We start from the raw sequence: 25,657 nt of genomic DNA, 5'->3' as shown, positions 1-25,657 counted from the left end.
CATGAATGCAGTATCTGCTGTCAAGGCTTTCAGCCGCAATCAAAAAAGACATCGCTGTATAGGAATTTTAATTTTTATGCAGAAAATGAAAATTTTAAGTGAAAAAGGCGACAAGATATAGTACAATAATCTTAATGAAAACTGAGGTGTACTATGGACTATAAAATTATTATATTGGCCGTCGTTATTACAATCGTACTGATTGTCGGCACGCAGGTATGGAAGCAGAGTATTTTGAAGAAGCTGTTAAAGCATATGCAGCAGGGTGATTTCAATGCGTATTTCAAGCTTCTGGATTCTCTTCCCTGCAAGTATTTCTATCCTCCGTTCAACCGTGAATATATGCGTTTAAACGGCTATATCATGAAAGCGGATAAGAAAAAAATCGAAGAGTGCTTTGAATTGATTCTGAGCATGCGGATGAATAAAAAGCAGGAGCTGGATGTTGTCATAAAAGCATTTTATTACTATCTGGACGAGGATAGCAAAAAGAAATGTAAAACATTGCTGGAGCGTATGAAAAAGATTGCGGATGAGAGCATTACTCAGGAGTGTCAGGTCATCTATGATATTCTGCTGGAAGAAAAGACCAGCTATATCGATGATATGGAGGAACAGCTGAAGAATGAAGAGCTGCAGGAAGCGCAGAAGGGTATGTTCCACTATATGCTGGCGCTGCAGTACAGCTATTTGAAGGATGAAAAGAAAAAGAAGGAACATCTGCAGGCGGCGTCAAAGGATCTTAAGGGAACTCCGTATGAGATGAAAATCAACCAGTTGATGAAAAAATAGGAAAGCAGCAATTGTGTATCTCTTCTTATTTTATGTAAAAGTGATAGATAGAGAGATTTCTTGAATGCCGAATACCGTCATTTCTGAAATCTCTTTTTCATATTGCGTATGGAACGTTATATCACCGCTGAAGGACATGCAGAGGGCTATTTGTTGAGTAGAATGAATTACAATTACAAAATACATCTTAAGAGAGGATATAAGCTATACGATTCATTTTAAAGTAAAAAAGAGGACCGTGTTAAAATTTATAAAATTAGAAACTACCGAGAATTACCCGGTAGTTCGTAAAGTAGGATAAAGAAATATTCAAAGAGCCTTGACACACTATAACCTTGACATGAGTTTATTCGCAGGCTGATCTGTAATATAAGTATAATTGGAAATATGTGAGCTTCATAGTTTAAGGTTTTGTACATTTCACTTCATATCACGCTGTAAAAATAATCAAGTTGATACATGATAGGAAAGGGATAAATTTTGTTCTCTGCTTATCAAGGAGGTTCTTTCTGAATATGAAAGCGACTACCCACTGCCTTGTGTCCAAAATATAAAAAGAAAAATAATGCCATGCTGTTTCAAGAAAATTATAAGGCAGTACACGAAATCAGATTGCTGTCTGCTGTCGCTGTTCCAGATGAAAAGAATATTATAGAAAGGTAGATGCTGACAAGATAGCATCAGGTGAAAAAATGGTAGAGAACTTTAAGAATCGTGATTTAAATGTAGTGGTATTCAAAGATGGAGAATTACAGTTGGATGTATCAGTATGTCCCGAAGAAAACAAGGTTTGGCTAAACAGAATGCAGATTTCCATGTTGTTTGACAGGGATATCAAAACGATTGGTAGACATATCAATAACATATTTAAAGAGAAAGAGTTGGACAAAGAAGCAGTTGTCGCAAAATATGCGACAACTGCCGCTGACGGAAAAACGTATCAAGTGGACAACTATAATCTTGATGTCATCATATCAGTAGGATATAGAGTCAAATCACAACGCGGTATTGAATTTAGAAAATGGGCAAATGGAATCCTAAAAGATTACATGGTTCAAGGCTATGCAGTTAATGAGAAAAGGCTGCAATATTTAAATAAAACAATACGACTGCAATCCGGCATTATTGCCGGAATCGCCGGTATTGATGCAGACTCGGTTCTTCAGGTGGTTGAAGAATACACTGCAGCCTTGGAATTGCTTGACAGTTATGATCACCAGAGCTTGAAAAAACCGGATGGAACCAAATGTGTTTATCAGTTGACTTATGAAGAAAGCAGAGAATTCATTGACAAAATGAGCTTTGATTCGGATGTGTTCGGAGTGGAAAAAGAGCCTGGAAAAGTTGCCGGTATATTGGCGGCTGTATATCAGGATGTATTCAGCCAGGAGGTTTATCCAACACTTGAAGAAAAGGCGGCAAACCTTTTATACTTTCTTATTAAGGACCATCCGTTCGCTGATGGATGCAAACGAATAGCAGCAGCATTGTTTCTGGAATTTTTAAATAAGAATAATGCCTTGCTTCATAATGGTGAAAAAATTATCAGTGATAGTGCACTGGTTGCCATCACACTGATGGTTGCTGAATCTAAGCCGGAAGAAAAGGAAATCATGATAGCACTGGTGATGAATTTTTTAATAAAGAATTGATGTTTTATGAAGCAAACGGAATATGAGCTGCTATGTTCAGGAATACTGTCAGGAACTGGCAGTTTTTTCTTAGGCATTTAAGTTGCGTGAACTGTCACAATCCACCTATACTAATACAAGATAGGTGGTATGTATATGAAGATACAGAAAAGAGATGGACAACTTCAGGAATTTGAAGGAGAAAAGATTGCACAGGCAATCAGAAAAGCATTCCGCAGTACCGGGACGCTCATTGAAGAGTCGGTACTTAAGGAAATTATTGAGGACATAACAAAAGCAGCAGCGGCAGACAAGCCGATGCTGAGTGTAGAGGTCGTTCAGGATCTTGTAGAAGAAGAACTGATGCAGCATCAGTTTTATAAAGAAGCAAAAAACTATATTCTGTATCGTCAGAAGCGAACGGAATCCAGGAAGGTGGTACAGGACCTTGTCCATGCACTGCAAAAGGAAGACCTTTACAGCATACTGGCGGATATTCAGCAGCGTTATCCGGATGAGGGCTATGATCTGCGTCATCTGCTCATGAAATTTCATTCCTTTTTGAAAGAGGATATGGAAAGTGATGAGCGGCTGCATATGCTGATGAAGGCAAGTGTTGAGTTAATCAGTAAAGAGGCACCCAAATGGGAATATATCGCTTCCCGCTTTCTTTCCTATGCACTGCATGAGGAAATCAGTGCCCGCATGCAAAAGCTGGAGCTTCCCGTATTCAGTAAAAAACTGAAATATCTGGAAGAACAGGGATATTACGGTGATTATATACGGAAGGCATACAGTGATGCGGAGATTGATGAGCTGGGCGCATATCTGAAGGATGAGCGCGATTACCTGTTTACCTACAGCGGTCTGGAGCTCGTGAAAAAACGGTATCTGATGTGTTCCCATGCTCATGAGGTTTTGGAAACACCGCAGGAAATGTTCATGGGTATCGCTATGCATCTGGCACTGCCGGAACAGAATCGCATGTACTGGGCGAAGCAGATCTATGATATTCTCTCTCAATTGCAGGTAACGATGGCAACACCGACCATGTCCAATGCCCGCAAGCCGTATCATCAGCTTTCCAGCTGCTTCATTGATACGGTAGAGGATACCTTAAACAATATTTATAAGAGTGTGGATAATTTCGCACAGGTTTCCAAATACGGCGGTGGAATGGGACTGTATTTTGGCAAGGTTCGTGCAAACGGCAGTGATATCCGCGGCTTTGAGGGAGCTGCCGGGGGTGTGATACGCTGGATCAAGCTTGTCAATGATACGGCGACCGCAGTCGATCAGCTGGGGGTTCGTCAGGGGGCAGTCGCTGTCTATCTGGATGCCTGGCACAAGGATCTTCCCGAGTTTTTGAATCTGAGAACCAATAACGGGGATGACCGCATGAAGGCACATGATGTGTTTCCTGCTGTCTGTTATCCGGACCTGTTCTGGAAGATGGCAAAAGAGGATTTGAATGCGACCTGGTATCTGATGTGTCCGCATGAAATTCATAAAATCAAGGGCTATCACCTGGAGGATTTCTATGGTGAGGAATGGGAAGAGCGCTACTTTGACTGTGTGCAGGACCCGCGTGTTCCCAAGCGCACCATGGTGCTGAAGGATCTGGTACGTCTGATTCTGAAATCGGCAGTGGAAACCGGTACACCGTTTACCTTTAACCGTGATCATGTGAACCGTATGAATCCAAATGCACATGCCGGTATGATTTACTGCAGCAATCTCTGTACAGAAATCGCACAGAATATGAAGGCGCTAAAGCTGGAAGAAAGCCGCATTGTGGAAATTGACGGAGAGAGCGTGGTAGTTAATGAAAGTAAGCCGGGAGATTTTGTCGTCTGCAATCTGGCAAGTCTGTCGCTGGGGAATATTGATGTAAACAACGAGGAAGAGCTTTCCCATATCATTCATGTTATTGTACGCGCATTGGATAATGTAATCGATCTGAATTATTATCCGATTCCCTATGCGAAAATCACAAACCGCAAATATCGCCCAATCGGTTTGGGAGTCAGCGGCTATCATCATATGCTGGTTAAGCAGAATCTGCGGTTTGAGTCCGAGGAGCATCTGCAATTTGCGGATACCCTTTTTGAAAAAATCAATTACTATGCGATTCAGGCAAGCACTGCACTGGCTAGGGAAAAGGGCAGCTATTCCATGTTTGCAGGAAGTGACTGGCAAAGCGGTGCCTATTTCACAAAGCGAGGCTATACATCCGATGCATGGAGCCGGCTGTTTCGGCAGGTGCGTGAGCAGGGAATGCGCAATGCATGGCTGATGGCAATCGCACCGACAAGCTCCACCTCCATCATCGCAGGAACAACGGCCGGTGTGGATCCGATTATGAATAAATATTTTCTGGAAGAAAAAAAGGGCAGTATGATTGCCCGTGTTGCACCGGATTTGGATGCGAGAACCTTCTGGCTGTATAAGAATGCCCATCTGATCGATCAGGAATGGGTGGTGCGCTCGGCCGGTATCCGGCAGCGTCATATTGACCAGGCACAGTCTGTCAATCTGTATATTACCAATGAATTTACCCTGCGCCAGGTTCTGATGCTGTATATTCACGCATGGGAATATGGTGTAAAAACGATTTATTATGTTCGCAGCAAGTCATTGGAAGTAGAGGAATGCGAATCCTGCGCATCCTAGAAGGGAGTATGTATGAGTGATTTAGTAAGAAAGCCTCTGTTTAATGAACACGGGGATTGCGAGGTCGGAAAGCGCCGCATGATCAATGGCAATACGACCAATCTGAATGATTTTAACAACATGAAATATACCTGGGTATCCGACTGGTATCGTCAGGCGATGAACAATTTCTGGATTCCTGAGGAAATCAACCTGAATCAGGATGTAAAGGACTACCGCAGGCTGCGTGAGGCAGAGAAAACGGCATATGACAAAACCCTGTCCTTTCTGATTTTTCTGGATTCCATTCAGACAGCGAATCTGCCAAATGTAGGGGAATATATAACCGCCAATGAGGTGAATCTGTGTCTGACGATACAGGCCTTTCAGGAGGCTGTTCACTCTCAGAGCTACAGCTATATGCTGGATTCCATCTGTTCACCGCAGGAACGCACGGATATTCTGTACCAGTGGAAGGACGATGAGCGTTTATTGAATCGAAACAAATTCATCGGGGATCTGTATAATGATTTCCAGACACATAGAGACGGCAGACATTTGATGAAAACGATGATGGCGAATTATATACTGGAGGGTATTTACTTTTATTCCGGCTTTATGTTTTTCTATAATCTGGGACGCATGGGAAAAATGCCGGGCTCCGTACAGGAAATCCGCTATATCAACCGGGATGAAAATACGCATCTATGGTTGTTTCGCTCTATGATTCTGGAGCTGCAAAAAGAGGAGCCGCAGCTGTTTACGGAAGAGCTGATTGAGGAATATAAGGACATGCTTCGCCATGGTGTGGAGGAGGAGATTCGCTGGGGAGAGTATGTGATAGGAAATCATATCGAAGGACTGACAATGGAAATGGTATCCGATTACATTCATTACTTGGGAAATCTTCGCAGCAATTCTCTTGGCTTCGGTTCCTTGTACGACGGCTTTGAAAATGAACCGAAATCCATGGAATGGGTATCCATGTATGCGAATGCCAATCTGATCAAAACCGATTTTTTTGAAGCACGCTCCTCCGCTTATGCGAAGAGCAGTGCGCTGGTGGATGATCTGTAGGCAGCTATAAAAACCATGTTTCTACTATCCTTTGTTTTTTAATACATCATGCAAAGGATTTCATAGGATGCGGATGTAATCGTATGGAATCCTTTTTTCTAATGGAAAAGCATACTTCATCGTACTGCGGTTTCATACGGATACCGTAATTGTACAGGCAATGTAAAGTACAGGTATGAATTGCAGGAAGACAGAGAAGAAAAGTAAGCAGCTATAAAGCGGTTTGAAATTGCAGGCATGATATATGCAAAAGGTCTGCACAAGCAACTAGCTGTAATCCTGAAAAGCGATGCATACACCTGCTCTCATATTCAAGCATATACAATGCGGGGCATGAGAGTTGCTTTGATTGTTAGCCTATGGTAATATTTATGCAGATAAACAAGGAGGTCACAGTATGACATATGTATATGCATCCAGAATGGGTAAAACAGAGAAATTGATCGAAAAGCTTGCGATTGACGCAATGAAAATAGAAAACGGTACAGAAACGGTGAAGGGTGATTACATTCTATTTACTTATACGGATGGGAATGGTGTCGTTCCAAACATCGTGGAGAGCTTCCTGGAAAACAACCCTGACGGCTTAAAGGGGGTTGTAGCCGGAGGAAGCAGAGAGCGCCATGCCGCAACCTTTGGCTGGGCGGGGGATATCATCTCAGAAAAATACAATGTTCCCTGTCTTTACAAGGTCGATGGTGAGGGCAGTGAAGAGGATGTTGAGAAAATAAAACAGATGATTCGCTAAGTATGACCGCATAATCTATGCGGTCACAAGAAGGATTGGATGCCTGCAGTCTGTATGCAGCTTCTGATCTTTTTTTTGTAATCAAAGGAAGGCGATACGAACAAATGTATGGTTCAAATATAAATTGTCTACTGATTATGCCTGAGGAAAGGTTCTATTCTTACCTTAGGGTGTATGCAAAAGGAAGGATTCAGATTCTGATGATAAGCTACTATCGTATGGATTTCTCCTTTAATTGAAATTCTCTGCAAACCCATTGGAAATTCCATACGGTCTTTTCATATACCGGTTTTTGTTCGTCATGGTTACTGTCGTACAGCTTTTCGGTCATCTTTCTTTCACTTTTTTCAAGTGCGTGGTATATTTTGGTTAGATATGGGTAACATATAGTGAAAACCCATGCAAAGGAGGCTTCACAATGAGTGAAAAAAGAAAAATCGTACTGGTTGGTACCGGCTTTGTCGGTATGAGCATGGCATATAGTTTTCTGAGCACCGGAGGAATTGACGAATTGGTGCTGCTTGATGTCGCAAAGGAAAAGGCAGTCGGAGAGGCGATGGATCTGCAGCACGGCTTGCCGTATGCCAGAGGTAAAATGGAAATCTATGCAGGAGATTATGCGGATTGCAGAGATGCGAGTATTGTGGTGATTACAGCAGGAGCTGCCCAGAAGCCGGAGGAAACACGTCTGGACCTGACAGCGAAGAACGCAAAAATTATGAAGAGTGTTGTGGAAAGCATCATGGCAAGCGGCTTTGATGGTATACTGATCATTGCCAGCAATCCGGTGGATGGCATGACATACCTCGCACAGAAGGTCAGCGGTCTGCCAAAAGAGCGTGTCATCGGCTCCGGAACGATTCTGGATACGGCACGCCTTCGTTATATGATGAGTGAGTATCTGGATGTATCCAGCTCCAACATGCATGCCTATATCATGGGAGAGCATGGCGATTCCAGCTTTGTTCCGTGGACACATGCCTATGTCGGAAGCAAATCACTGCTGGAGCTGCTGGATGAAAAAGGAAAGCCGCTGTCCGACCTGCATGACATCTATACCAATGTGCAGCAGGCGGCATATGAAATTATCAATCGCAAGAAGGCGACTTTCTATGGTATCGGGCTTTCCTTAAACCGTCTGGTGCATGCTGTTCTGGACGATGAAAATGCCATTCTGACCGTTTCCGCTTATCAGGAAGGGGAATATCAACAGAAGGGCCTGTATATCGGCGTACCTGCAGTTGTGAACAGAGAGGGTATCCGTGAGGTGATCCGCCTGAAGCTGAATGAGGTTGACCAGGCTAAATTTGACAGCAGCTGCAGGACCTTGAAAGAAATCAACCGGGATATCATTGATCCGCTGCTTTGATTCGGACAGTTTTCTACAGGAGATAAGGAAATGATTGCTGTTTTCTTATCTTCTTTTTTATGGTAAAGTAAAGAATGATTGGAATATCTGGAGGTAGTTTCTTTATGAATGAGAAAAGAAAAATCGTACTGGTTGGCTGTGGCTTTGTCGGTATGAGCATGGCGTACAGCTTTTTGAATACCGGAGGGATCGACGAGCTGGTGCTGATCGATGTGGATCAGGAAAAGGCGATCGGAGAGGCGATGGATTTGCAGCATGGGTTGCCCTACGCAAGAGGTAAGATGAGTATCAAGGCAGGTGGCTATGAGGAATGTCGGGATGCGGCAGTCGTTGTGATAACAGCCGGTGTTACGCAGAAGCCGACGGAAACACGTCTGGATCTTACAGCGAGAGACACGGTGATTATGAAAAGCGTAACCGAGCAGATTATGGCAAGCGGCTTTGACGGTATCCTGGTCATTGCCAGCAATCCGGTGGATGCCATGACCTATGTTGCGCAAAAGGTGAGCGGACTGCCGACGGAGCGTGTCATCGGCTCCGGAACGATTCTGGACACAGCCCGTCTACGCTATATGATGAGCGAATATCTGGATGTTTCCACCAGCAATATTCACGCGTATATCATGGGCGAGCATGGCGATTCCAGCTTTGTGCCATGGACCAATGCCTATGTCGGCTGCAAGAATCTGCTGGACCTGCTGGATGAAAAGGGCAGAGATTTATCCGATCTGCATGACATCTACACAAATGTACAGCAGGCAGGGTATGAAATCGTGAAGCGCAAGCGTTCCACCTATTATGGAATCGGACTGTCGCTGAACCGGCTGGTGCATGCCATTCTGGATGATGAGAATGTTATTCTGACAGTGTCTGCGTATCAGAATAACGAATATGGTCAAGAGGGGCTGTATATCGGTGTACCGGCAGTTGTCAACCGTCAGGGGATCCGTGAAATCGTAAAGCTGGATCTGAATGAAGTGGATCAGGCGAAGTTTAACCAGAGCTGTGAAACGATTCGTGATATCAACACGGATGCAGTTGATCCGCTGCTATAGAAAACAAACAGCGCATTGCCAGTCCAGTGTGCAGAAAATGGAAAGTCAGGCGTCCCTGCTTACAGGGATTGGTTCTTTCTTGATTGTGGGTAAACTTAACATAGGGAGACTTACATATTATTGTTTTTATCAATAGAAGCTGAAGTCTCCCTTTTGCAAATACCCTAACGTAAGAAAGAACCCGGGAATTTGCCGGCTTTCTTTTTTTATACCGGTCATTTGGAGGTACAGCAGTATGAGGTTCAAAATAATTTATGGAAGGATCTAAGAGCTTACGGTATGCGAGCGTGTGAATTATGCTTCATCCCTGCGCGTTTTTCCTGTATAATAAACATGGAAAAACAGAGTGAGCATACATCAGATGAAAACGGAGGAATGAACAATGAAGCAGACGATGATAGGAACCTGGAAGATGGCATTTGACGGTATCCGCAGGGGAGCAGCGGTTTTGCGGGAGCAGAGTGTAAAGGAAGCCATACGCACAGCGATACAGGATGTGGAACAGCGCGAGGAATTTGTGTCGGTCGGAAAGGGCGGTCTTCCCAATATCGACGGGCATGTGCAGCTGGATGCAGCCTATATGGATGGGAAAACATTAAATTTTGGCGGTGTGATTGAGATGGAGAATGTGGCATCCGCAATCGAGGTCGCAGCATCCCTGTGCGGGAAGCATTGCAATTGTCTGCTTGCCGGAAAGGGAGCGGAAGGCTATGCACAGGAGGAAGGCTTCGCTTTTGCAAATAATCTTACCGAGGCTTCGAAGCAGCGTTGGAAACAGGCTAAGAAGGATGCGGATTTAAAGGCATATGACGGTCATGACACGGTTTGCGTGCTGGCCGCAAAGGATAATGAAATGGCTGCGGGTGTGTCTACCTCCGGGTTGTTTTTAAAGCATGCCGGCAGAGTGGGGGACAGCCCGGTCATCGGCTCCGGCTTTTACAGTGACGCAATGGCCGGCAGTGCAGCGGCAACCGGTCTAGGAGAAGATATTATGCGTGGCTGTCTGTCTGTTCGGGTTGTTGATCTGATGCGTGCAGGGATAGCCGTACAGGATGCTTTGATTCAGGTGCTGGATACCCATATGGCACGTATGAAGCAGGCTGGAAACGACTGTGATGCCATATCCATGATTGCCATGGATACAAAGGGGAACTGTGCTGCTGTGACAAATTTAAAGGAATTTCCTTATGTTGTGGCACAGGATGGTGAGGTAACCCTCATGGTCGCGGCATATGAAAACGGAGTTCATCGCTGTTTTCCTGCCGATGAAGCATGGTTGAAGCAATATAGCGGTGATTGATATGACTCCTTTACTTGATCATCTGCATGTCACCGTTCGTGATTTAAAACGTGCAGAACGCTTTTATGATCAATTTCTGCCACTGCTTGGCTTTGATCTGCGTTATAAGGAATATGACCGTAAGGAAGCAAATGCATATGAAATAATAGAATACCATCATGCGGCGTTCTCCATCGGTATTGTCAGTCCGCGGAGCTGTTTTGAAAAGGAAAAGCTCAGCCGCAGGAAGCCTGGAGCTTTGCATCATGTGGCATTTATGGTAGATGATACGCAAACAGTGGATCGCTTATACGAGCAGGTCCTGCAGATGAAGATGCAGATTGTTCATGCGCCAAGATTTTATCCGGAATACTGTGAGGACTATTATGCATTTTTTCTGAAGGACAGTGAAGGTATTGAACTGGAGATTACATGCTATGACAGGCAGAAATACTTCCCTTACATCAGCGGTGATACTGAAAACAGCAGGCATGGTAGCTGAAGCAAATGGATCTGGTAATGAACAGACATTTTCAGGCCTGTTGCAGCATTGTGATTTTTAAAATTGAAAACGCAAAGGTTTCCTATAACAGCGATACCTTTGCGTATTTTCATTTACGAGAAACGAAGTATCCTTCATCCATCAGTCGAAGTATGAAATCTTATCTGGGTCAAAGCGATCCGCAATTTCTTTATCTTCACAACCGTAGCCCACAGCAATGACCGCAACCGGGAGTAAATCCTCCTTCAACTTATAATAATTGCGAAAGTTATCTATGCGCTCCTTTCGCGGTCCCACGGCACACCAGCAGGTTGACAGTCCCTGATGCCGTGCTTCTATCAGGATGTTTTGGATTGCGGCACTGCAGTCACAGTACAGATATTCATCCAAATCGGTAGCTTTTTGATCACCCATCACAAGAATGGCGCAGGGCGCTGTTTTCATCATTCCTGTATAAGGCTGCAGGGTTGTCATCTCATCCAGAGCTTTCCGATTGCGAATCACCATAAATCGCCAGCTTTGTGTATTCCTTGCCGTAGGCGCATGCATGGCGGCGCGAAGTAGCTCCTCCAGCTTTTCCTTTTCTACTGTCCGATCTTCATAGCGGCGTATACTCTGCCTTGTCCATATTTCAGTAAGCATATGCTTTTCCTCCTTTTCCTTTTTCTTCAGTATAGCACAAATGAAGAAAAAAGACCTGCGAATAATGCGCAGATCTAATGACCGTTTGCGTATGCTTCCGATACGCCGTAGCCGGCATCCAGCTTCAACAGGTAGTCCTTTTCATATTTCATTAAAGTGGAATAGGTGACAAACTGATAGCCTTGCTTCTTTAATTCCGGCAGGATGGATTTCAGACTTTCCACGCTTGGCTCATATATATCATGAAACAAAATAACGATATTGCCGTTCTTTGCCCCGTTCAATGCTGCAGCAGTGATGCTGGCGGCATTCTTGCTGGACCAGTCTCTTGTGTCGATATCCCAGAACGCATAGCCAAGATGATTGCCCTTCAGCATATTGTTGTTTACCGCACCATATGGCGGACGGAAATATTGCGGCTCTGCACCGCAGATGGCATAGATTGCATCCTGAACCTTATAAATGTTTTCCGTGACCTGTGAAACAGACATGTATCCTTTTTTGGAAGCCGCAAGATCCATGGAATGATCCCAGGAATGATTCCCCAGCTCAAAGCCGCGGTTATACATTTCCTTTACTGTATCACGGTTTGCCTCCACGTTTTGTCCAAGCATGAAGAAGGTGGCGCGTCCGTCGTATTGTTCAAATATATCCATGACCTCCGAGGTATAGGCACTTGGCCCGTCATCAAAGGTAAAGGCGATCATCTTCTTTTTAGGGTCAACCTTTGGCTGTGCCCTGGCAACCGCTGTATCCTTCTGGTACAATGACGGTATATGGGAATCCTTCAGTCTTATGTATTTCCTATATTCCTTATATGGAATGGAAACGGTATGCTTTTCATCCAGATGGATACGCAGGCTTGTCTTTGTCATGGAAAGGGCACTAGTATCACGCTTTATATCCTTTTTCCAGCCCTGTTCCCCGGCCAGCCTTTTCACCAAAGCAGGATACTCACGGCGCAATACATCCTCCAGCACCAGCTGCTTCTTCTGCTTTTTATCATACAGCATCCATGTGGTCTCTGTATGCGTTTGCACACCATCAACATTGTATGTGTGTCTGTGGAATGCCAGATTCACATAGCGGTCAAAAAGCAGTGAGCTGTCATAATCAATGCTTGTAATCTGCTTCTTTGTCTTACCGGCCGCTGGCACAGTCTTTTTCTCGTATGCCTTGACAAGGCTGTTTAATTCCTTTTCTTCATATGCAGGATAGGTAAAGGATACAAACGCCTCGTTCTCATATTCCTTACTGACCTGCTGTATATCTCCGTAATCTTTTCCTTTTGTTTCATAGGCTTTGTATGTTTCGTACGGATCATGAAACAGCATGCCGCTGATTTTCCATATTCCGAAGCCGATTGTGGTTATCACCACGGCACAGAGTACCAGTAAAATTGCCAGTCGATCCTTCCTTATTTTTTTTCTTCTCGTATTCATAATCCCTCCAAAATAGCTATCCGGTAATATTATAGCATCCTTTTACATAAATTACCTTGTAGTGGTTGAAAAATCATAAATTTCATAACTCTGTAAGATATGGGAAATAATGAGGTCTGTTGGCGAAATGGATCCTGTAGCAATGAATACCACTGTGTATTTCATATGGAAGGTTGCGTATTGCTGTCATATGGATTCCAATTGCATAGGCATTACAAACGGTCTTTCATACATTGGATTGCATTACAGGCTGTACAAAAAAGCCATACCTGCAGCGGTATGGCAATACACTGAATTGAAAATAGCGAATTGATATGATGTTACTTCATGGAGGCAGGGATGACGATATTTTCATTTACCAGCTCTTCGTTTTTATATTTGCGAAGAGTGGAAAGGGAAACGAACTGATAGCCCTTTGCCTCCAGCTTCGGCAGCACCTGCAGGATGGCATCTCTGGAAAAATCGTGGATATCATGCAGTAGGATAACGGAGCCGTCATGCACATTCTGCATGATATTCTGGGTGATGATATCTGCGTTTTTATTGCTCCAATCCAGAGTATCCAAATCCCAGAGTGCGAAATCCAGAGTGGATACGGCACGTACATTGTTATTCAATGCACCATAGGGTGGACGAAACATCGTCGCATCCGCACCACATGCCGCAAATATGGCGTCCTGTGTGTTATAAATTTCATCACTTACCTCAGCTTTGCTCATCGCATCACTTTTGCTTGCAGCGATCCGCATGGAGTGGTCCCAGGAATGATTTCCCACCTCAAAGCCGCGTTTATACATATCGCGAACGATATCCGTGTGATCCACACCGGTCGTGTCGTCCTTCACATTCTGACCCAGCATAAAGAAGGTGGCACGTCCGTTGTATTTCTCAAATTCCTTCATGATGATTTGTGTATTTTGCCAATGCGGACCGTCGTCAAAGGTGAAGGCAATCATTTTCTTGTTGGGATCCACCTTCTGCTCTGTCGGAATGATCGCGTCTTTTTGATATAGTGAAGGAATGTTTCGGTTCGCAAGGCGGATGTATTTCTTATATTCCTTATAGGGAAGGGCCATCCCTTTTGTTTCCTTGCCGGTATAGAGCATAAGCCCGTCTTTTTCAACCTGCACCTGCAGGGAAGTGATGCTGGGGGTTTTTATGCCTGCTGTCTCTGCCAGCTTTTTTACCACCTGCACATAATCCCGACGCAGGGCATCCTGCACGGTGATCAGCTTTCTCTGTTTGGTATCATAGGTATAGTGATTTCTGACTTCATCCACCTGTTTTTCATCAGCATCATAAATCTTCTGTATAAAGGTTAGATTCACATACTGATCAAACAGCTTTTCACTGGCATAATCAATCGCGATATACTGCATGCCTTCATGCTTGCGCTTTGTCTGTATACTTGTACTGCGATAGGTTTGTACGATTTCATTGAGCTGTTTATCTTCAAACTTCGGATAATAGAAGGAAAGATAATAGGTATCCTCCTTCTCCTCGGTGAAATGCTCCATCGTACCTTCCTTCTTATTGCTTTCGTCATAGGTGTTGTAGGCCGCATACGCATCCTCAGCCATGATTTTATAAATACCGAAGCCGCCTGCCAGCAGCAGGACCGGTATCAGTATCAGCAGCATGAGCCGCTTTGGGTTGACATGTCTGTTCCGTTTGTATTCCTGTTTCATCATTACTTTCCTCCTGTATACTTGTGAAGCTCACTGCAAGGTATTTTAAATTCCTGTGTTCCCATATACCCAGGGGCAATGGAATATTTTTCAAAGATGATGACAACGTTTCCCTTGCTGTCAATATAGTATGGCTGATTTTTACGGATTCCCTGAAATCCCATCGCTCCGTCAAAATAGCTTGCATTTTCATTCTGCTCAGTACGCTCTTTGATTTGTCTGCGGACACTGGTGTTAATAATATCCTCATAATCCTTGCCAAACAAATCCTGCAGTGTGATGTCTCTTCCACTGGATAAATCCAGATTGAAGGTCTGATATTCCTGCATGGAGGTATTCAGCTGATAGTTTGTCATAATCTGGAAGGATAACAGGTTCTTTTGATTACAGGTGATTTTATAATCGATTGTGACCTCTGTTTTTGCGGTCAGCGATTCCACCTTTTCCTTTTTCATCATTTCCCGAACCTGTGCACTGTCCTTATACAGCTGCTCGGTGGTTTTATTGATGCGCTCATCAATCTGTTTATTCACACGCTCCTCCATCTCTGGATTTCCCGTGTTTTTCACCTCCGGAACCTTGACGCTTAAGGAATCCACATCACTGGTTTTCTGATATTCCCGCACGCACAGAATACGGGAGACATCGCCCAGCAGAGGAATCGCGAATACGCTTTGGGCAAACGCCGGTACGGTGTTCAGCACAATCAGATAACCTATAAGGGCAGCACTGAGCGCAGGCTTCCATAGCCTGTAAAAGGTAAAGCGGCTCTGCTTTTTCTGTGCCTGATCGATGCAGGTATCCATAAAGCTGTCCAAATCCTGTGGTGTCTGTATTTCCTCATATTCCTGTCGTAGCTTATCTACCTTTTTCATACATCCTGTTCCTCCATCTGTATACGCATGTCCTTCAATCCTTTATAAAGCCGTGTCTTTACGGTACTTAAAGGCATTGACAGGATATCCGAAATTTCATCCAGCTTGCGGTCTTCGAAAAAGCGGAGGATGAGAATGGTTCTGGTTTTCGGATCCAATGCAAACAGCAGCTGATGAAGCTCCTCACTGAGCAGCATGTCGGTATGCTCCTGCAGCATGATGTCTTCCTCCAGCGGATATACAGATTCCCGACGCTGCTTACGGATTTGATCCAGACAGGTATTGATGAGAATTCTGTAGAACCAGGTATCCATATACTCCATGTTTTTCAATCTGGTCAGACCGGTAAATGCCTTTAGGATTGCATTCTGCAGCATATCCTTGGCATCCGCATCGCTATGCATATAAGAATATGCCAGACGATACAGGCGTTTTTCATTCGATTTTAAATAGAATTCCAGATCGTCCGGATGCAGTCGCTGTTTCATGTACCGTGTCTCCTATCTTGCTGTTTCAGTTATTAGACGCATATTACAGGAAGAAAGTTTGAAAAATTTATAGAAATTTGTATAAATCAGTCGAATCCTGCTCATATGTATTATGACATGAAACCCTGTTTGCGCATACGGAGAACTTCTTAAAAAAGCTTAAATGATGACTGGGCAATTCTCTTTACAAATGTCTGAAAAAGGCGCATACTATATGTTTAAAATAAGAATAATTCTTAATATTAAAGGAGGAAGCAATATGGATCAAACAGCATTTTTTAAATTGAGCTACGGCTTATACATCATTTCAACTACTTCAGAGGGAAAGGATGCAGGCTGCGTTGCAAATACCCTGCATCAGGTAACCTCATCTCCTGCACAGCTTGCGGTAACCCTGAACAAGGACAATTATACGGAGCAGCTGATTGAAAAATCAGGACGCTTCAGTGCAGTCGTGCTGACGCAGAACTGCGGTATGGATATCATTAAAAATTTCGGCTTTTGTTCCAGCAGGGACAATGACAAATTCGCGCAGTGCGCTTACCGAAGAGATACACACGGGGTTCCCTATCCCAGTGAGCACATGGCGGCACGCTACAGTCTCAAGGTTGTAAAAACACTTGATTTGGGTACGCATGTCATGTTTGTTGGGGAAGTGGTAGAGGCAGAGGTGCTCAGTGAGGAAGAGGTTATGACCTATGCTTACTATCATCAGGTGAAAAACGGAGCTACCCCGAAGAATGCACCGAGCTATCAGGAAAAGAGTGAAAAAAGCGGCTGGAGATGTACGATCTGCGGTTACATCTATGAAGGAGATCCGCTTCCACAGGACTATGTATGTCCGTTATGCGGTGCACCTGCGGCATTGTTTGAAAAGCTGTAAACAAAGACAAATCCGGCAGTTGTTGAATAGGAGCATGCACAGTCACTGTAGGCGGGGAATGCCATGCAGCTGATTGGAAGAGGCAGTTGCATACTTGTAAGCCTTATGCATATGTAGAGACTGTTCGCCATACATGCAGCAGAGGAAAGAGTAGTCTTTCTTCTCATGATATTTAAAATCATATACGTGCAGGTGAGTCTGGTCAGTGGCAATTGCTGAGCAGGCTCTTTTTTCTGCCTGCAGAAGCAGACAGGGGGCATATGGCAGTATACCGCAATTGCTTACCTACGAAAGTATGCATACAGAGAAGCGATAATCACAAGCAGCTTGACAGCAATCCTTTTATGTAGCGCTATCCTCTTTTATTTACCAGATAATTTCCAAAGGAAACGTCTGCAGACGTGCTTGCTCTTTATCGTGTATATATCACGACCCTCCTTGTTTTTTTCTTCCGTATATAAGGTAGCAAATGCATGTATCCTACTTGTATCCGATAAAAATACAATAAAGTGGAAGCATGCTATAGTGCGGAACGTAGCATCCGGTTCCCGCATTTACACACCTGCTGGTATTTATGATTTTATTAGAGACAGCCGAAAAAGCAATAAAAAAGAACATCGCAGGATGTTCCAGGGATGACGCCTTTTACGTATACATGAATATACGTAGTACAGTTACGAATTATAAATATGGATGATGCCGGTATCGTTTAAATTCTGTACAATCAATATGAGAATCGGAAGTATGAAGATACCGAGAAAGCCGAACAGCCTTGCCCCCAGGTACATGCACATAAGCATCAGCAGAGGATGCAGACCGATCTGTTTTCCAACGATTTTCGGTTCAATGATATTGCGTATCACGGTGATGACAAGATACAGAATGAGCAGACCCACACCTGTTTTCACCTGATTGTTCAAAAAACTGATTAGAATCCAGGGAAGCATGATGCCACCGGTTCCAAGCACAGGCAGTACATCAAAAATAGCAATCAGAAAGGCAATGACGAGTGCGTTTTCAATCCCCAGTATATGCAGTCCGACGGTCAGCTCGAAAAAGGTCAGCAGCATGATTTTGCCATAGGCGACGGCGAAGCGTGCAATCGTATCGGTGAAATAGTGCCGGGAGGTAAAGACGATCTGTGCTCCCTTCTCCGGAAGCTGCCGGATAAAAAAGGCTATGATGCGCGGATAATCGGCATTAAAGAAAAAGGAGGATATGATGGCGAAGAAGAAGGCGATAAGCAGATTGGGAAGGGAGGACGCAAAGCCGGTGAACAGGGATACCAGATGCTTGGACAGGGAGGATATGATACTGTATAAAGAAGACTGCAGTCCGTCCAGAAAGGACTGGATGGCCTGCGCACCTGTGATATCCACCTCCTTCCATACACTTTCCACATTTCCCAGCGTATCGTTGAGAAACGGCTCCAGATTTTGCTGATACAGTCTTGGTATGTCTTCCACAAAATCCTTCAGGAATGCAAAGCCCTTCATAAATAGCAGTGTCACAAAGGCACCGATGGTCGCATAAAAGACCAGAATCACAATTGATGACCAAAGCTTTTCATGACCGCCGCTCAGCGCTGTCAGCCTTTTGATGAGCGGACGCAGCATGAAGGCAATCAGAAAACCAATCAGAAAGGGCATGATCGCATACATCACATAGCGTAGAAACAGATACAGCAGTGCCAGTATGAGGCAGCTGTAAACAAAATGGATGATAAAGGCTCTTTGTTTTTCCGTATTCATAATACTTCCTCCTTTGCGGTTGCTTCGTAATCCGCGGAAATGTTTGTTGTCAGATGCTTTATAGACGGATTGCAATGCTGAACAAGCTGATGTATGAAAGAACAGCGGTGGCGGATGATGTTTGCACAAGCTGCCTTGTGCTTGTCCAGCAGGGCATGTCCGGGTTTGGAAAACCTATTTTTGATGCTATACAGAGAGTATAGATACAGTATAGAAAAAAAGAACCGAGAAGTGTGCGGATTCCTGTCATATACTCAGGAATACAGATACAGCTTACGGCTCTTTTTTACTTTTTTTTGTGCTAACAGAGCGAATACAGCTTCTATCGATCAATACGATCGTGTTGAATTCTTATGCTTTAAATTTACCGGCGATCAAGTAAGGACCCATTTACTTCCCGTCCTCTTTTTTTCTGCGTTCATTGATGATGGAAAACAGCCGCTCTGCATTGATCCGTGAGATAGCTTCCATTCTTGTCGGGAATGCCTTCTGTAATCGGATATGGGTGCGTTTGCGTTTGGTGTGAAGGGATGTAATGCGCTGCCGCAGCCTTTCGATACGCTCCAGAAGAATCTCATCCGCATTGGTGGAATCCAGAACCCGTGCTACCGCATCGCTTAGATTCTCCTGAAGCAAAGTAATGCTGGCATTCGCAAATTCCTGCCGCAGCTCGCGAATGCTTTCCTCGATTTCCTGAAAATCCTTGTTCTTGCGCAGCAGTGCAAGTGCTGTGTTAAACAGGTCATAGCCAAACCCGAAAAGAGCGGCTGTACAAAGCATAGTCTGCATCCCGGGGGAAAACAGATGCACAAATTCCTGGATTGCCGGATGGATGAGATAATAGACAACCAGCACCATACAGCCGAACAGCAGGGAGTTTTTCAGGCAGACACGGCCGTGAATGTTGAATGGATAGCTTGAGTAATCCCACCATTTGGTATGAAAGAGAACCTCCATGCCCCAGCTCGTAACGTACTCCAGGGCGCTTGTTACGATGATGCCCATAACAAACATGAGGGGAATGCTGTAACCGAAAGGATCGAGAATGTGAAGCACCGCCAGTGCTCCGCAGCCATAGATGGGACAGTAGGGACCGGCGAGAAATCCGCGGTTGATAAATGTATGCGCGGGGATGCTGCAGTAGATACATTCGCAGAGCCAGCCGAAAAAGCTGTACAGGAAGAAATATAAGATAAGCTCCATACGATCCTCTTAAAACTCCTGATACAGACGGTAATCGCCGAAATCGCGAATCGTCATAAGGGCATCACTGTACTTGCGCTTTTCCTTGTCATTCACTACGATCACATCAATTCCGGCATTGCGCGCTGCCATAACGCCGTTTTCGGTATCTTCAAACACAATGCATTCCTCTGCGGTTAGATCAATGTTGTGCAATGCCTCCAGATACATCTGGGGGTCCGGCTTGGAGCGGGTAACCTGCTGGGAGGTTATCACATAATCAAAATAGGCTTCCATGTGCTTTTCCCGCAATATATGGGATACGATTTCTGTCGCATTGTTGGTGCATAGACAGATTTTATAATTCTTTTGCTTTACATACTGCAGAAACATGAGTGCATCCTTTTTCAACGGGGCGTTGTCGTAATGCTCCAGCAGAAAATCACTCACCCGGCGTACAAGCTCCTTTCCTTCCGCAGGGTCTTCCACCTCCTGCAAAATGCGGGTCTCCATTTCCGCAAAGCTGCGAACGCGGGATTTCAGTATTTTCAGAATCAGTGTTTTCTGTACCGTTTTCAATTCGCTCAGTGCCTGCCTGAAGTTGATATTCTCATAGGTGTTGATGAGCGTTCCATCCATGTCAAACAGAATTCCTTTTTTTGTCATCGCATGTTCTCCTTTCGCATAATCGCATCCAGAAACTGGTTCAGCTTCTCCAGTCCCTTCACGATGATTTCCTTATCCTTATAATTGTACTGCTTCCACTGCTCCTCATAGTGCTGTTGGATCTTACGCGATATCGTCTGTACGCAAAGTGCTCCGCTTTGACTTGTGCAAAGCTCCACAATACGTTCATCCTGTTCCCTTTTTTTGCGGATCAGATAGCCGCTGTGCTCCAGCTTTTTGCAGAGAGCCGACATATTGCCTGCATCGGTGTGCAGTGCCTTTGCGACAGAACCGATTGTGGTGCAGGGGTGCTGCTGTATATAGGAGAGCACGGAATACTGCATGTCGGTAATGCGATAGTGCTCGTATTCTTCCTTCAGATAACGGGAACGCTGAAATGTCAGCTTGCGGTTCAATTCCTCTACCTGCTGTTCATACAGTGAAATATCCATATGCATGACTTCCTTTCCTTATTATATGTGATTTACATATTTTACAACTGTGTGCCCTCGCTGTCAATGGTCTTTGGTTTCAGGAAGCGGGAGGCGAAAATTCCATGAAACATTTTCATTTTTCACGAAACGAAAAAAACGGCAAAATATACATGAAATCGCTTGCAAAAATCATAAAATAAGATACAATATAACTATACTAGAAGTGATGCAAGAAAGGGGCGTGTGTTTTGTGACAGCAAACAGAATCATGAAAAAACCTGACACAGACAGTGCATTCCCTGACGTACCTGATGAAGATGTACGTAGTTTCTTCGCGGCCTTAGAATGGATGTAAAGTGCGATTGCTTTGCGTCCGTTTTTTTATTCAGATGATTCAGTATAAACTAAAGGAGGAATTAAAATGGATCAGAAATTCAACAAAGCATTCTGGGATGCATGTGCAAACGGTGATTTTGCAACGGTATGTGCGGAAATCAAGAAGGGTGCTGACATCAACTATCAGAACGGTGATGGAAGAACGGGTCTGATGCGTGCTGCCAAGCGTGATTACAAGGATATCGTACGCGTGCTGCTGGATAATGGTGCAGAGGTAAATCTGGAAGATAATAAAGGAAAGACCGCCATTATGGGGGCAGCGAAGAAAGGAAATAAAACCATCTGCAAGAAGCTGATTGAAGCAGGTGCGGATGTGAATATGTCGGATGATCGCGGCAGAACTGCGCTGATGCGTGCTGCTTTTCTTGGACATGATCGCTGCGTTGAGGTGCTGCTGGATGCCGGTGCTGAGATCAATGCGCAGGATGAGGTGGGCAGAAGTGCGTTAATGGAAGCCTGCGTTGCATTTAAAAAGGATGTTATCCGTATGCTGATTGAACGAAATGCGGATGTGAATCTCTGTGATAACAATGGCTGTACGGCATTGATGCGTGCGGCATATGGCGGATATGTGGGACTTGTGGAGGATCTGCTGGCAAACGGTGCGGATAAGGACCTGATCGATAAGGAAGGTCACAAGGCAATTCACTATGTACGGGAAGACTGTCTGGCTCAGCTGAAGCCGATACTGAAGTAGGAGGTAGCCTGTATGAGAGACTATCTGAGCCATGAGGTACGAAATGTAGTCGTACTCGGACACAGCGGTGTCGGTAAAACCGCAGTTATGGAAAGTATGCTGTATTTTACAAAGGCGAGTGATCGCTTTGGTGTTACGAGTGAGGGAAGCTCACTGATTGATTATGATCCGGAGGAAATACGACGCGGTATCTCCGTGTATGCTTCGCTGGTGCCGATCGAGTGGAAGGATTGCAAAATCAACTTTATCGATACACCGGGGTATGCGGATTTTATTCGCGGCGCGGAAGCGGGAATCGCGGTTGGAGACAGTGCCCTGATTGTCGTGGATGCCAAGGATGCTGTACAGCCCGGGACGATCAAGGCATGGGAGGCAGCACAGAAGCGCTCCATTCCGACAATCTTCTTTGTGAATAAGCTGGATGAGGATAATGCATCCTTTGATCAGGCATATTCCGTTCTGCGGGAAACCTTCGGTAAGAGCGTTATTCCGTTTGAAGTTCCGATTATGGAAAATGGAAAGACCATCGGCTCCGTGAATATTCTGCGTGATAAGGCATGGTATTTTGAAGGACCGCTGGCTGATCCGAACAAGGCACAGCCAGTACCGGAGGATATGACGGATATCGTTGCCGAATATAAGAATCAGATTGCGGAAGCGATTGCCATGAGTGATGATGAGCTGATGGAAAAATATTTCAGCGGTGAGGAATTCAGCGAGGCGGAGCTGACAAGAGGAGTACGTCTGGGTGTGCGGAATGGAGAAATTCGACCGGTGTTCAGCGGAAGTGCTACGCATAGTGTCGGTACAGAGCGTCTGATGGATCTGATTGTGAAATACTTCCCGACATATGGAGAAGCAGGAAGTATCATGGTCAGTGATTCCGAAACCAAGGAACCGGTTATGCTGGAAACAAATGAGAAGGAAACGCTGTGTGCACAGGTATTCAAGACGGTTGTCGATCCGTTTGTCGGACGTATTTCCTATATCAAGGTGTTGGCCGGTGTGATGAGCAGTGACTCTGTCATATATAATGCAACCAAGGATCAGGTGGAGAAGATTTCAACCATCTTTATCGTCAAGGGGAAACACCAGACGGCAGTTGGAAAGCTGTTTACGGGTGATATTGGAGCCGTTGTCAAGCTGCAGGCTACACAGACCAATGATACCTTGTGTGAAAAGGGAAAGCACTATCTGGTAGAACCGATTCAATTCTCGGAGCCGATGCTTGGTATGGCGGTATTCCCGAATTCCAAGAATGATGAGGATAAAATGAGCAGTGCGCTTGCACGCATGGTGGAGGAGGATCCTACCCTGCGTCTGGAAAACAACAAGGAAACCAAGCAGACGATTCTGTATGGAATCGGTGATCAGCATATTGATGTTGTACTGAATAAGCTGAAGAACAAATATAAAGTGGAGGTGCGCCTGGAAACACCGAAGGTACCGTATCATGAGACAATTCGGAAAACGGCAGTCGGTGAAGGCCGGCATAAGAAGCAGTCCGGCGGTCATGGACAGTTTGGGCACGTTTTCGTGGAATTTGCACCGAATCCGGATGAAGAGGAAATGGTATTTGAGGAAAAGGTATTCGGAGGCGCCGTTCCGCGTCAGTATTTCCCGGCGGTGGAAACAGGTCTTCGGGAATGTATGCAGCATGGTCTGCTGGCAGGCTACAAGGTAGTCAATATCAAGGCAACTCTGCTGGATGGAAAATATCATGATGTCGATTCCAGTGAGATGGCGTTTAAGCTGGCTGCCCGTCTTTCCTATAAGGCAGGTATTCCGGAAGCGAAGCCGATCCTGCTGGAGCCGATCGTGAATATTACCGTTAAGGTACCGGATGAATTCACCGGTACGATCATCGGCGATTTCAATAAGCGCCGTGGAGCAATCATGGGCATGGATATGGTTGACGGCTATCAGGAAATCACAGCACAGGTACCGCTGGCTGAGGTACAGAAATATCCGATCGAGCTGCGTGCGATGACACAGGGACGCGGAGTATATACACAAAGCTTTGACCGCTACGAGCCGGTACCATCCAATATTGCGGACGGTATTATTGCACAGCATAAGAAAGAAGAGGAAGAATAAACAGAGACGGGGATCTGCATGGCAGGTTCCCGTGTTCTTTATGAAAGAAGGAAAAACATAAATGAAGACAATGATAATAAATGCACGGGTGCTTATGCATGCACAGCGGTGTGTGAAGGAGGAAGCCGTTCTGATCGAAGATGGCACGATTTTGGATATCGCTTCGGAATGTGAGCTTCCTCATGCCGAGCAGGTTATTGATGCAGAGGGATTGTATCTGGCACCGGGACTGCTGGATACACATACGCATGGAATCGGCGGCTTTGATTTTAATACGTGTACTGCCCAAGCAATAGAGGAAATCATCGCTTTGGAGCATGCGGAAGGGGTCACCGGTTTTCTGGCCAGTCTGGTTGTGGAGAATCATGCAATGACGATGGAGCGGCTGCAGCTGCTGGATTCGCAGGTAACGGATTCCTTACTCGGTATTCATCTGGAGGGACCGTTTCTGAATCCGAAGCAGAAGGCTGTCATGAAGGAAGAATTTCTGCGTTTGCCGGATATTGAAGAATTTCGACAGTTTCTGCGTGTTTCTTCCCATGTTTCCTCAATGACGATAGCACCGGAGCTGCCTGATGCGCAAAGACTGATCAAGGAGGGGACAAGGCAGGGCATTGTCATGAATATCGGACACAGCATGGCAGATGCACAGCAGGTGATGCAGGCTCAGAGAAACGGAGCAAAGGGGATTACCCATCTGTATAATGCGATGAGTCAGCATGAGCACCGTAATCCCGGTGTGGTGACAGGTGCACTGCTTTCCGATCTGATGTGCGAGCTGATTGTGGACGGATTTCATGTACATCCGGATGTCGTTCATGCCACCTATCGTGCTTTAGGGGATGATCGCATCATACTCATCAGTGACGCCAATCCATATAAGGCGGTAGCGGATGGAGAATATCCGTTTAGCGGCAAGAATATTGTCATTCAGGATGGAAAAGCTACGGTAAAGGAAACCGGGCGAATTGCAGGAAGCACGCTGGCAATGAATACTGCCCTGCGCAATATGTGCAGATATACCGGTTGCAGTGTGGAAAGTGCGGTGCGTATGGCGGCATATAATCCCGCAAGGCTGTATGGCTGGAAAAAAGGATCAATAGAGCCTGGCTATGATGCGGATTTGATGTTAATGGATGATGCATTTCATATACACAGGGTCTGGCAAAGGAAATATTTTATGTAGAGGAAGGCAGGGAAAATCGTCTCTTCAACAACAAAAACAGCTTATTTGAGCATATATGCAGACTGCACATTTTCTTAGGATAATGCGTTTTTTATAAATGGTGGCTCATGTATACGTCTATTTCC

22 protein-coding genes are annotated in these 25,657 nt (G+C 44.9%); 13 read left to right on the top strand and 9 right to left on the bottom strand.

Annotated features, from left to right (window positions below):
• Positions 1-153: 153 nt before the first annotated feature.
• The 9 genes from KSZ58_RS13565 to KSZ58_RS13525 all read left to right on the top strand — a co-directional run bounded on the left by KSZ58_RS13565 (position 154) and on the right by KSZ58_RS13525 (position 11,105).
• Positions 154-792 (top strand): hypothetical protein, encoded by a 639-nt coding sequence (locus KSZ58_RS13565; RefSeq protein ID WP_009270880.1) that lies wholly within the window; start codon positions 154-156, stop codon positions 790-792.
• A gap of 692 nt (positions 793-1,484) precedes the next feature.
• Positions 1,485-2,444: a RhuM family protein gene (gene rhuM, locus KSZ58_RS13560; RefSeq protein ID WP_217752782.1), complete on the top strand. Its 960-nt coding sequence runs from the start codon at positions 1,485-1,487 to the stop codon at positions 2,442-2,444.
• A 135-nt stretch (positions 2,445-2,579) separates the two neighbouring features.
• Positions 2,580-5,096 carry a ribonucleoside-diphosphate reductase subunit alpha gene (locus KSZ58_RS13555; protein WP_009270879.1) on the top strand — a complete coding sequence of 839 codons (2,517 nt, stop codon included), beginning with the start codon at positions 2,580-2,582 and terminating at the stop codon, positions 5,094-5,096.
• Between the two features lie 12 nt (positions 5,097-5,108).
• On the top strand, positions 5,109-6,152 hold the full coding sequence (locus KSZ58_RS13550) for a ribonucleotide-diphosphate reductase subunit beta (protein ID WP_008816841.1): 1,044 nt from the start codon (positions 5,109-5,111) through the stop codon (positions 6,150-6,152).
• Between the two features lie 397 nt (positions 6,153-6,549).
• On the top strand, positions 6,550-6,900 hold the full coding sequence (locus tag KSZ58_RS13545; RefSeq protein WP_008816840.1) for a class Ib ribonucleoside-diphosphate reductase assembly flavoprotein NrdI: 351 nt from the start codon (positions 6,550-6,552) through the stop codon (positions 6,898-6,900).
• A gap of 418 nt (positions 6,901-7,318) precedes the next feature.
• A complete protein-coding gene (locus KSZ58_RS13540; protein ID WP_009270878.1) occupies positions 7,319-8,269 on the top strand; it encodes an L-lactate dehydrogenase in 951 nt (316 codons plus the stop codon).
• Positions 8,270-8,373: 104 nt separating this feature from the next.
• Positions 8,374-9,324 carry an L-lactate dehydrogenase gene (locus tag KSZ58_RS13535; protein WP_002609542.1) on the top strand — a complete coding sequence of 317 codons (951 nt, stop codon included), beginning with the start codon at positions 8,374-8,376 and terminating at the stop codon, positions 9,322-9,324.
• 382 nt (positions 9,325-9,706) lie between these two features.
• On the top strand, positions 9,707-10,624 hold the full coding sequence (locus tag KSZ58_RS13530) for an isoaspartyl peptidase/L-asparaginase (RefSeq protein ID WP_008816839.1): 918 nt from the start codon (positions 9,707-9,709) through the stop codon (positions 10,622-10,624).
• A 1-nt stretch (position 10,625) separates the two neighbouring features.
• A complete protein-coding gene (locus tag KSZ58_RS13525; RefSeq protein WP_008816838.1) occupies positions 10,626-11,105 on the top strand; it encodes a VOC family protein in 480 nt (159 codons plus the stop codon).
• Between the two features lie 141 nt (positions 11,106-11,246).
• Here KSZ58_RS13525 and KSZ58_RS13520 read toward each other — a convergent pair whose 3' ends face one another.
• The 5 genes from KSZ58_RS13520 to KSZ58_RS13500 form a co-directional block, all read right to left on the bottom strand.
• Positions 11,247-11,747 carry a nitroreductase family protein gene (locus KSZ58_RS13520; protein WP_002609547.1) on the bottom strand — a complete coding sequence of 167 codons (501 nt, stop codon included), beginning with the start codon at positions 11,745-11,747 and terminating at the stop codon, positions 11,247-11,249.
• Positions 11,748-11,821: 74 nt separating this feature from the next.
• Entirely contained in the window at positions 11,822-13,189 is a 1,368-nt protein-coding gene (locus KSZ58_RS13515; protein WP_009270877.1) for a polysaccharide deacetylase family protein, read from the bottom strand.
• Positions 13,190-13,509: 320 nt separating this feature from the next.
• Positions 13,510-14,880, bottom strand: coding sequence for a polysaccharide deacetylase family protein (locus KSZ58_RS13510; RefSeq protein WP_009270876.1), 1,371 nt, complete (start codon positions 14,878-14,880; stop codon positions 13,510-13,512).
• A complete protein-coding gene (locus KSZ58_RS13505) occupies positions 14,880-15,752 on the bottom strand; it encodes a DUF3298 and DUF4163 domain-containing protein (RefSeq protein WP_009270875.1) in 873 nt (290 codons plus the stop codon). Before KSZ58_RS13505 ends, KSZ58_RS13510 begins: the two co-directional genes overlap by 1 nt.
• The gene (locus KSZ58_RS13500; RefSeq protein ID WP_002609553.1) at positions 15,749-16,240 is read right to left on the bottom strand and encodes an RNA polymerase sigma factor; all 492 of its coding nucleotides are present in this window, start codon (positions 16,238-16,240) and stop codon (positions 15,749-15,751) included. Before KSZ58_RS13500 ends, KSZ58_RS13505 begins: the two co-directional genes overlap by 4 nt.
• A 259-nt stretch (positions 16,241-16,499) precedes the next feature.
• Between KSZ58_RS13500 and KSZ58_RS13495 the strand changes: the two genes are divergently transcribed.
• On the top strand, positions 16,500-17,123 hold the full coding sequence (locus KSZ58_RS13495) for a flavin reductase (protein WP_009270874.1): 624 nt from the start codon (positions 16,500-16,502) through the stop codon (positions 17,121-17,123).
• A gap of 674 nt (positions 17,124-17,797) precedes the next feature.
• Here the strand turns inward: KSZ58_RS13495 and ytvI are convergent.
• The 4 genes from ytvI to KSZ58_RS13475 all read right to left on the bottom strand — a co-directional run bounded on the left by ytvI (position 17,798) and on the right by KSZ58_RS13475 (position 21,174).
• Complete coding sequence (gene ytvI, locus KSZ58_RS13490) at positions 17,798-18,874, bottom strand: sporulation integral membrane protein YtvI (RefSeq protein ID WP_009270872.1); 1,077 nt, start codon at positions 18,872-18,874, stop codon at positions 17,798-17,800.
• A gap of 390 nt (positions 18,875-19,264) precedes the next feature.
• Positions 19,265-20,077 (bottom strand): putative ABC transporter permease, encoded by an 813-nt coding sequence (locus KSZ58_RS13485; protein WP_009270871.1) that lies wholly within the window; start codon positions 20,075-20,077, stop codon positions 19,265-19,267.
• A 9-nt stretch (positions 20,078-20,086) separates the two neighbouring features.
• Positions 20,087-20,722, bottom strand: a complete 636-nt coding sequence (locus KSZ58_RS13480) for an HAD family phosphatase (protein ID WP_002609561.1) — start codon at positions 20,720-20,722, stop codon at positions 20,087-20,089.
• A complete protein-coding gene (locus KSZ58_RS13475) occupies positions 20,719-21,174 on the bottom strand; it encodes a MarR family winged helix-turn-helix transcriptional regulator (protein WP_002609563.1) in 456 nt (151 codons plus the stop codon). Before KSZ58_RS13475 ends, KSZ58_RS13480 begins: the two co-directional genes overlap by 4 nt.
• 403 nt (positions 21,175-21,577) lie before the next feature.
• On the opposite strand from KSZ58_RS13475, the gene KSZ58_RS13470 reads away from it, so the two are divergent.
• From KSZ58_RS13470 to nagA, 3 genes are all read left to right on the top strand, one after another.
• Entirely contained in the window at positions 21,578-22,249 is a 672-nt protein-coding gene (locus KSZ58_RS13470; protein WP_065531950.1) for an ankyrin repeat domain-containing protein, read from the top strand.
• Positions 22,250-22,261: 12 nt separating this feature from the next.
• Positions 22,262-24,346 carry an elongation factor G gene (gene fusA, locus KSZ58_RS13465; protein ID WP_009270870.1) on the top strand — a complete coding sequence of 695 codons (2,085 nt, stop codon included), beginning with the start codon at positions 22,262-22,264 and terminating at the stop codon, positions 24,344-24,346.
• A 61-nt stretch (positions 24,347-24,407) separates the two neighbouring features.
• Positions 24,408-25,532, top strand: coding sequence for an N-acetylglucosamine-6-phosphate deacetylase (gene nagA, locus KSZ58_RS13460; protein WP_009270869.1), 1,125 nt, complete (start codon positions 24,408-24,410; stop codon positions 25,530-25,532).
• Positions 25,533-25,657 lie beyond the last annotated feature (125 nt).

This window comes from Erysipelatoclostridium sp. DFI.2.3 (assembly GCF_019132535.1).
Lineage (GTDB): Bacteria > Bacillota_I > Bacilli_A > Erysipelotrichales > Erysipelotrichaceae > Clostridium_AQ > Clostridium_AQ innocuum.
The sequence above is the reverse complement of the archived record's forward strand: the minus strand, read 5'-3'. Positions and strand labels throughout refer to the sequence as shown.

Coding starts and splice junctions, on each gene's coding strand:
- KSZ58_RS13565 (WP_009270880.1), top strand. CDS start 154: ATGGACTATAAAATTATTATATTGGCCGTCGTTATTACAATCGTACTG.
- rhuM (WP_217752782.1), top strand. CDS start 1,485: ATGGTAGAGAACTTTAAGAATCGTGATTTAAATGTAGTGGTATTCAAA.
- KSZ58_RS13555 (WP_009270879.1), top strand. CDS start 2,580: ATGAAGATACAGAAAAGAGATGGACAACTTCAGGAATTTGAAGGAGAA.
- KSZ58_RS13550 (WP_008816841.1), top strand. CDS start 5,109: ATGAGTGATTTAGTAAGAAAGCCTCTGTTTAATGAACACGGGGATTGC.
- KSZ58_RS13545 (WP_008816840.1), top strand. CDS start 6,550: ATGACATATGTATATGCATCCAGAATGGGTAAAACAGAGAAATTGATC.
- KSZ58_RS13540 (WP_009270878.1), top strand. CDS start 7,319: ATGAGTGAAAAAAGAAAAATCGTACTGGTTGGTACCGGCTTTGTCGGT.
- KSZ58_RS13535 (WP_002609542.1), top strand. CDS start 8,374: ATGAATGAGAAAAGAAAAATCGTACTGGTTGGCTGTGGCTTTGTCGGT.
- KSZ58_RS13530 (WP_008816839.1), top strand. CDS start 9,707: ATGAAGCAGACGATGATAGGAACCTGGAAGATGGCATTTGACGGTATC.
- KSZ58_RS13525 (WP_008816838.1), top strand. CDS start 10,626: ATGACTCCTTTACTTGATCATCTGCATGTCACCGTTCGTGATTTAAAA.
- KSZ58_RS13520 (WP_002609547.1), bottom strand. CDS start 11,747: ATGCTTACTGAAATATGGACAAGGCAGAGTATACGCCGCTATGAAGAT.
- KSZ58_RS13515 (WP_009270877.1), bottom strand. CDS start 13,189: ATGAATACGAGAAGAAAAAAAATAAGGAAGGATCGACTGGCAATTTTA.
- KSZ58_RS13510 (WP_009270876.1), bottom strand. CDS start 14,880: ATGATGAAACAGGAATACAAACGGAACAGACATGTCAACCCAAAGCGG.
- KSZ58_RS13505 (WP_009270875.1), bottom strand. CDS start 15,752: ATGAAAAAGGTAGATAAGCTACGACAGGAATATGAGGAAATACAGACA.
- KSZ58_RS13500 (WP_002609553.1), bottom strand. CDS start 16,240: ATGAAACAGCGACTGCATCCGGACGATCTGGAATTCTATTTAAAATCG.
- KSZ58_RS13495 (WP_009270874.1), top strand. CDS start 16,500: ATGGATCAAACAGCATTTTTTAAATTGAGCTACGGCTTATACATCATT.
- ytvI (WP_009270872.1), bottom strand. CDS start 18,874: ATGAATACGGAAAAACAAAGAGCCTTTATCATCCATTTTGTTTACAGC.
- KSZ58_RS13485 (WP_009270871.1), bottom strand. CDS start 20,077: ATGGAGCTTATCTTATATTTCTTCCTGTACAGCTTTTTCGGCTGGCTC.
- KSZ58_RS13480 (WP_002609561.1), bottom strand. CDS start 20,722: ATGACAAAAAAAGGAATTCTGTTTGACATGGATGGAACGCTCATCAAC.
- KSZ58_RS13475 (WP_002609563.1), bottom strand. CDS start 21,174: ATGGATATTTCACTGTATGAACAGCAGGTAGAGGAATTGAACCGCAAG.
- KSZ58_RS13470 (WP_065531950.1), top strand. CDS start 21,578: ATGGATCAGAAATTCAACAAAGCATTCTGGGATGCATGTGCAAACGGT.
- fusA (WP_009270870.1), top strand. CDS start 22,262: ATGAGAGACTATCTGAGCCATGAGGTACGAAATGTAGTCGTACTCGGA.
- nagA (WP_009270869.1), top strand. CDS start 24,408: ATGAAGACAATGATAATAAATGCACGGGTGCTTATGCATGCACAGCGG.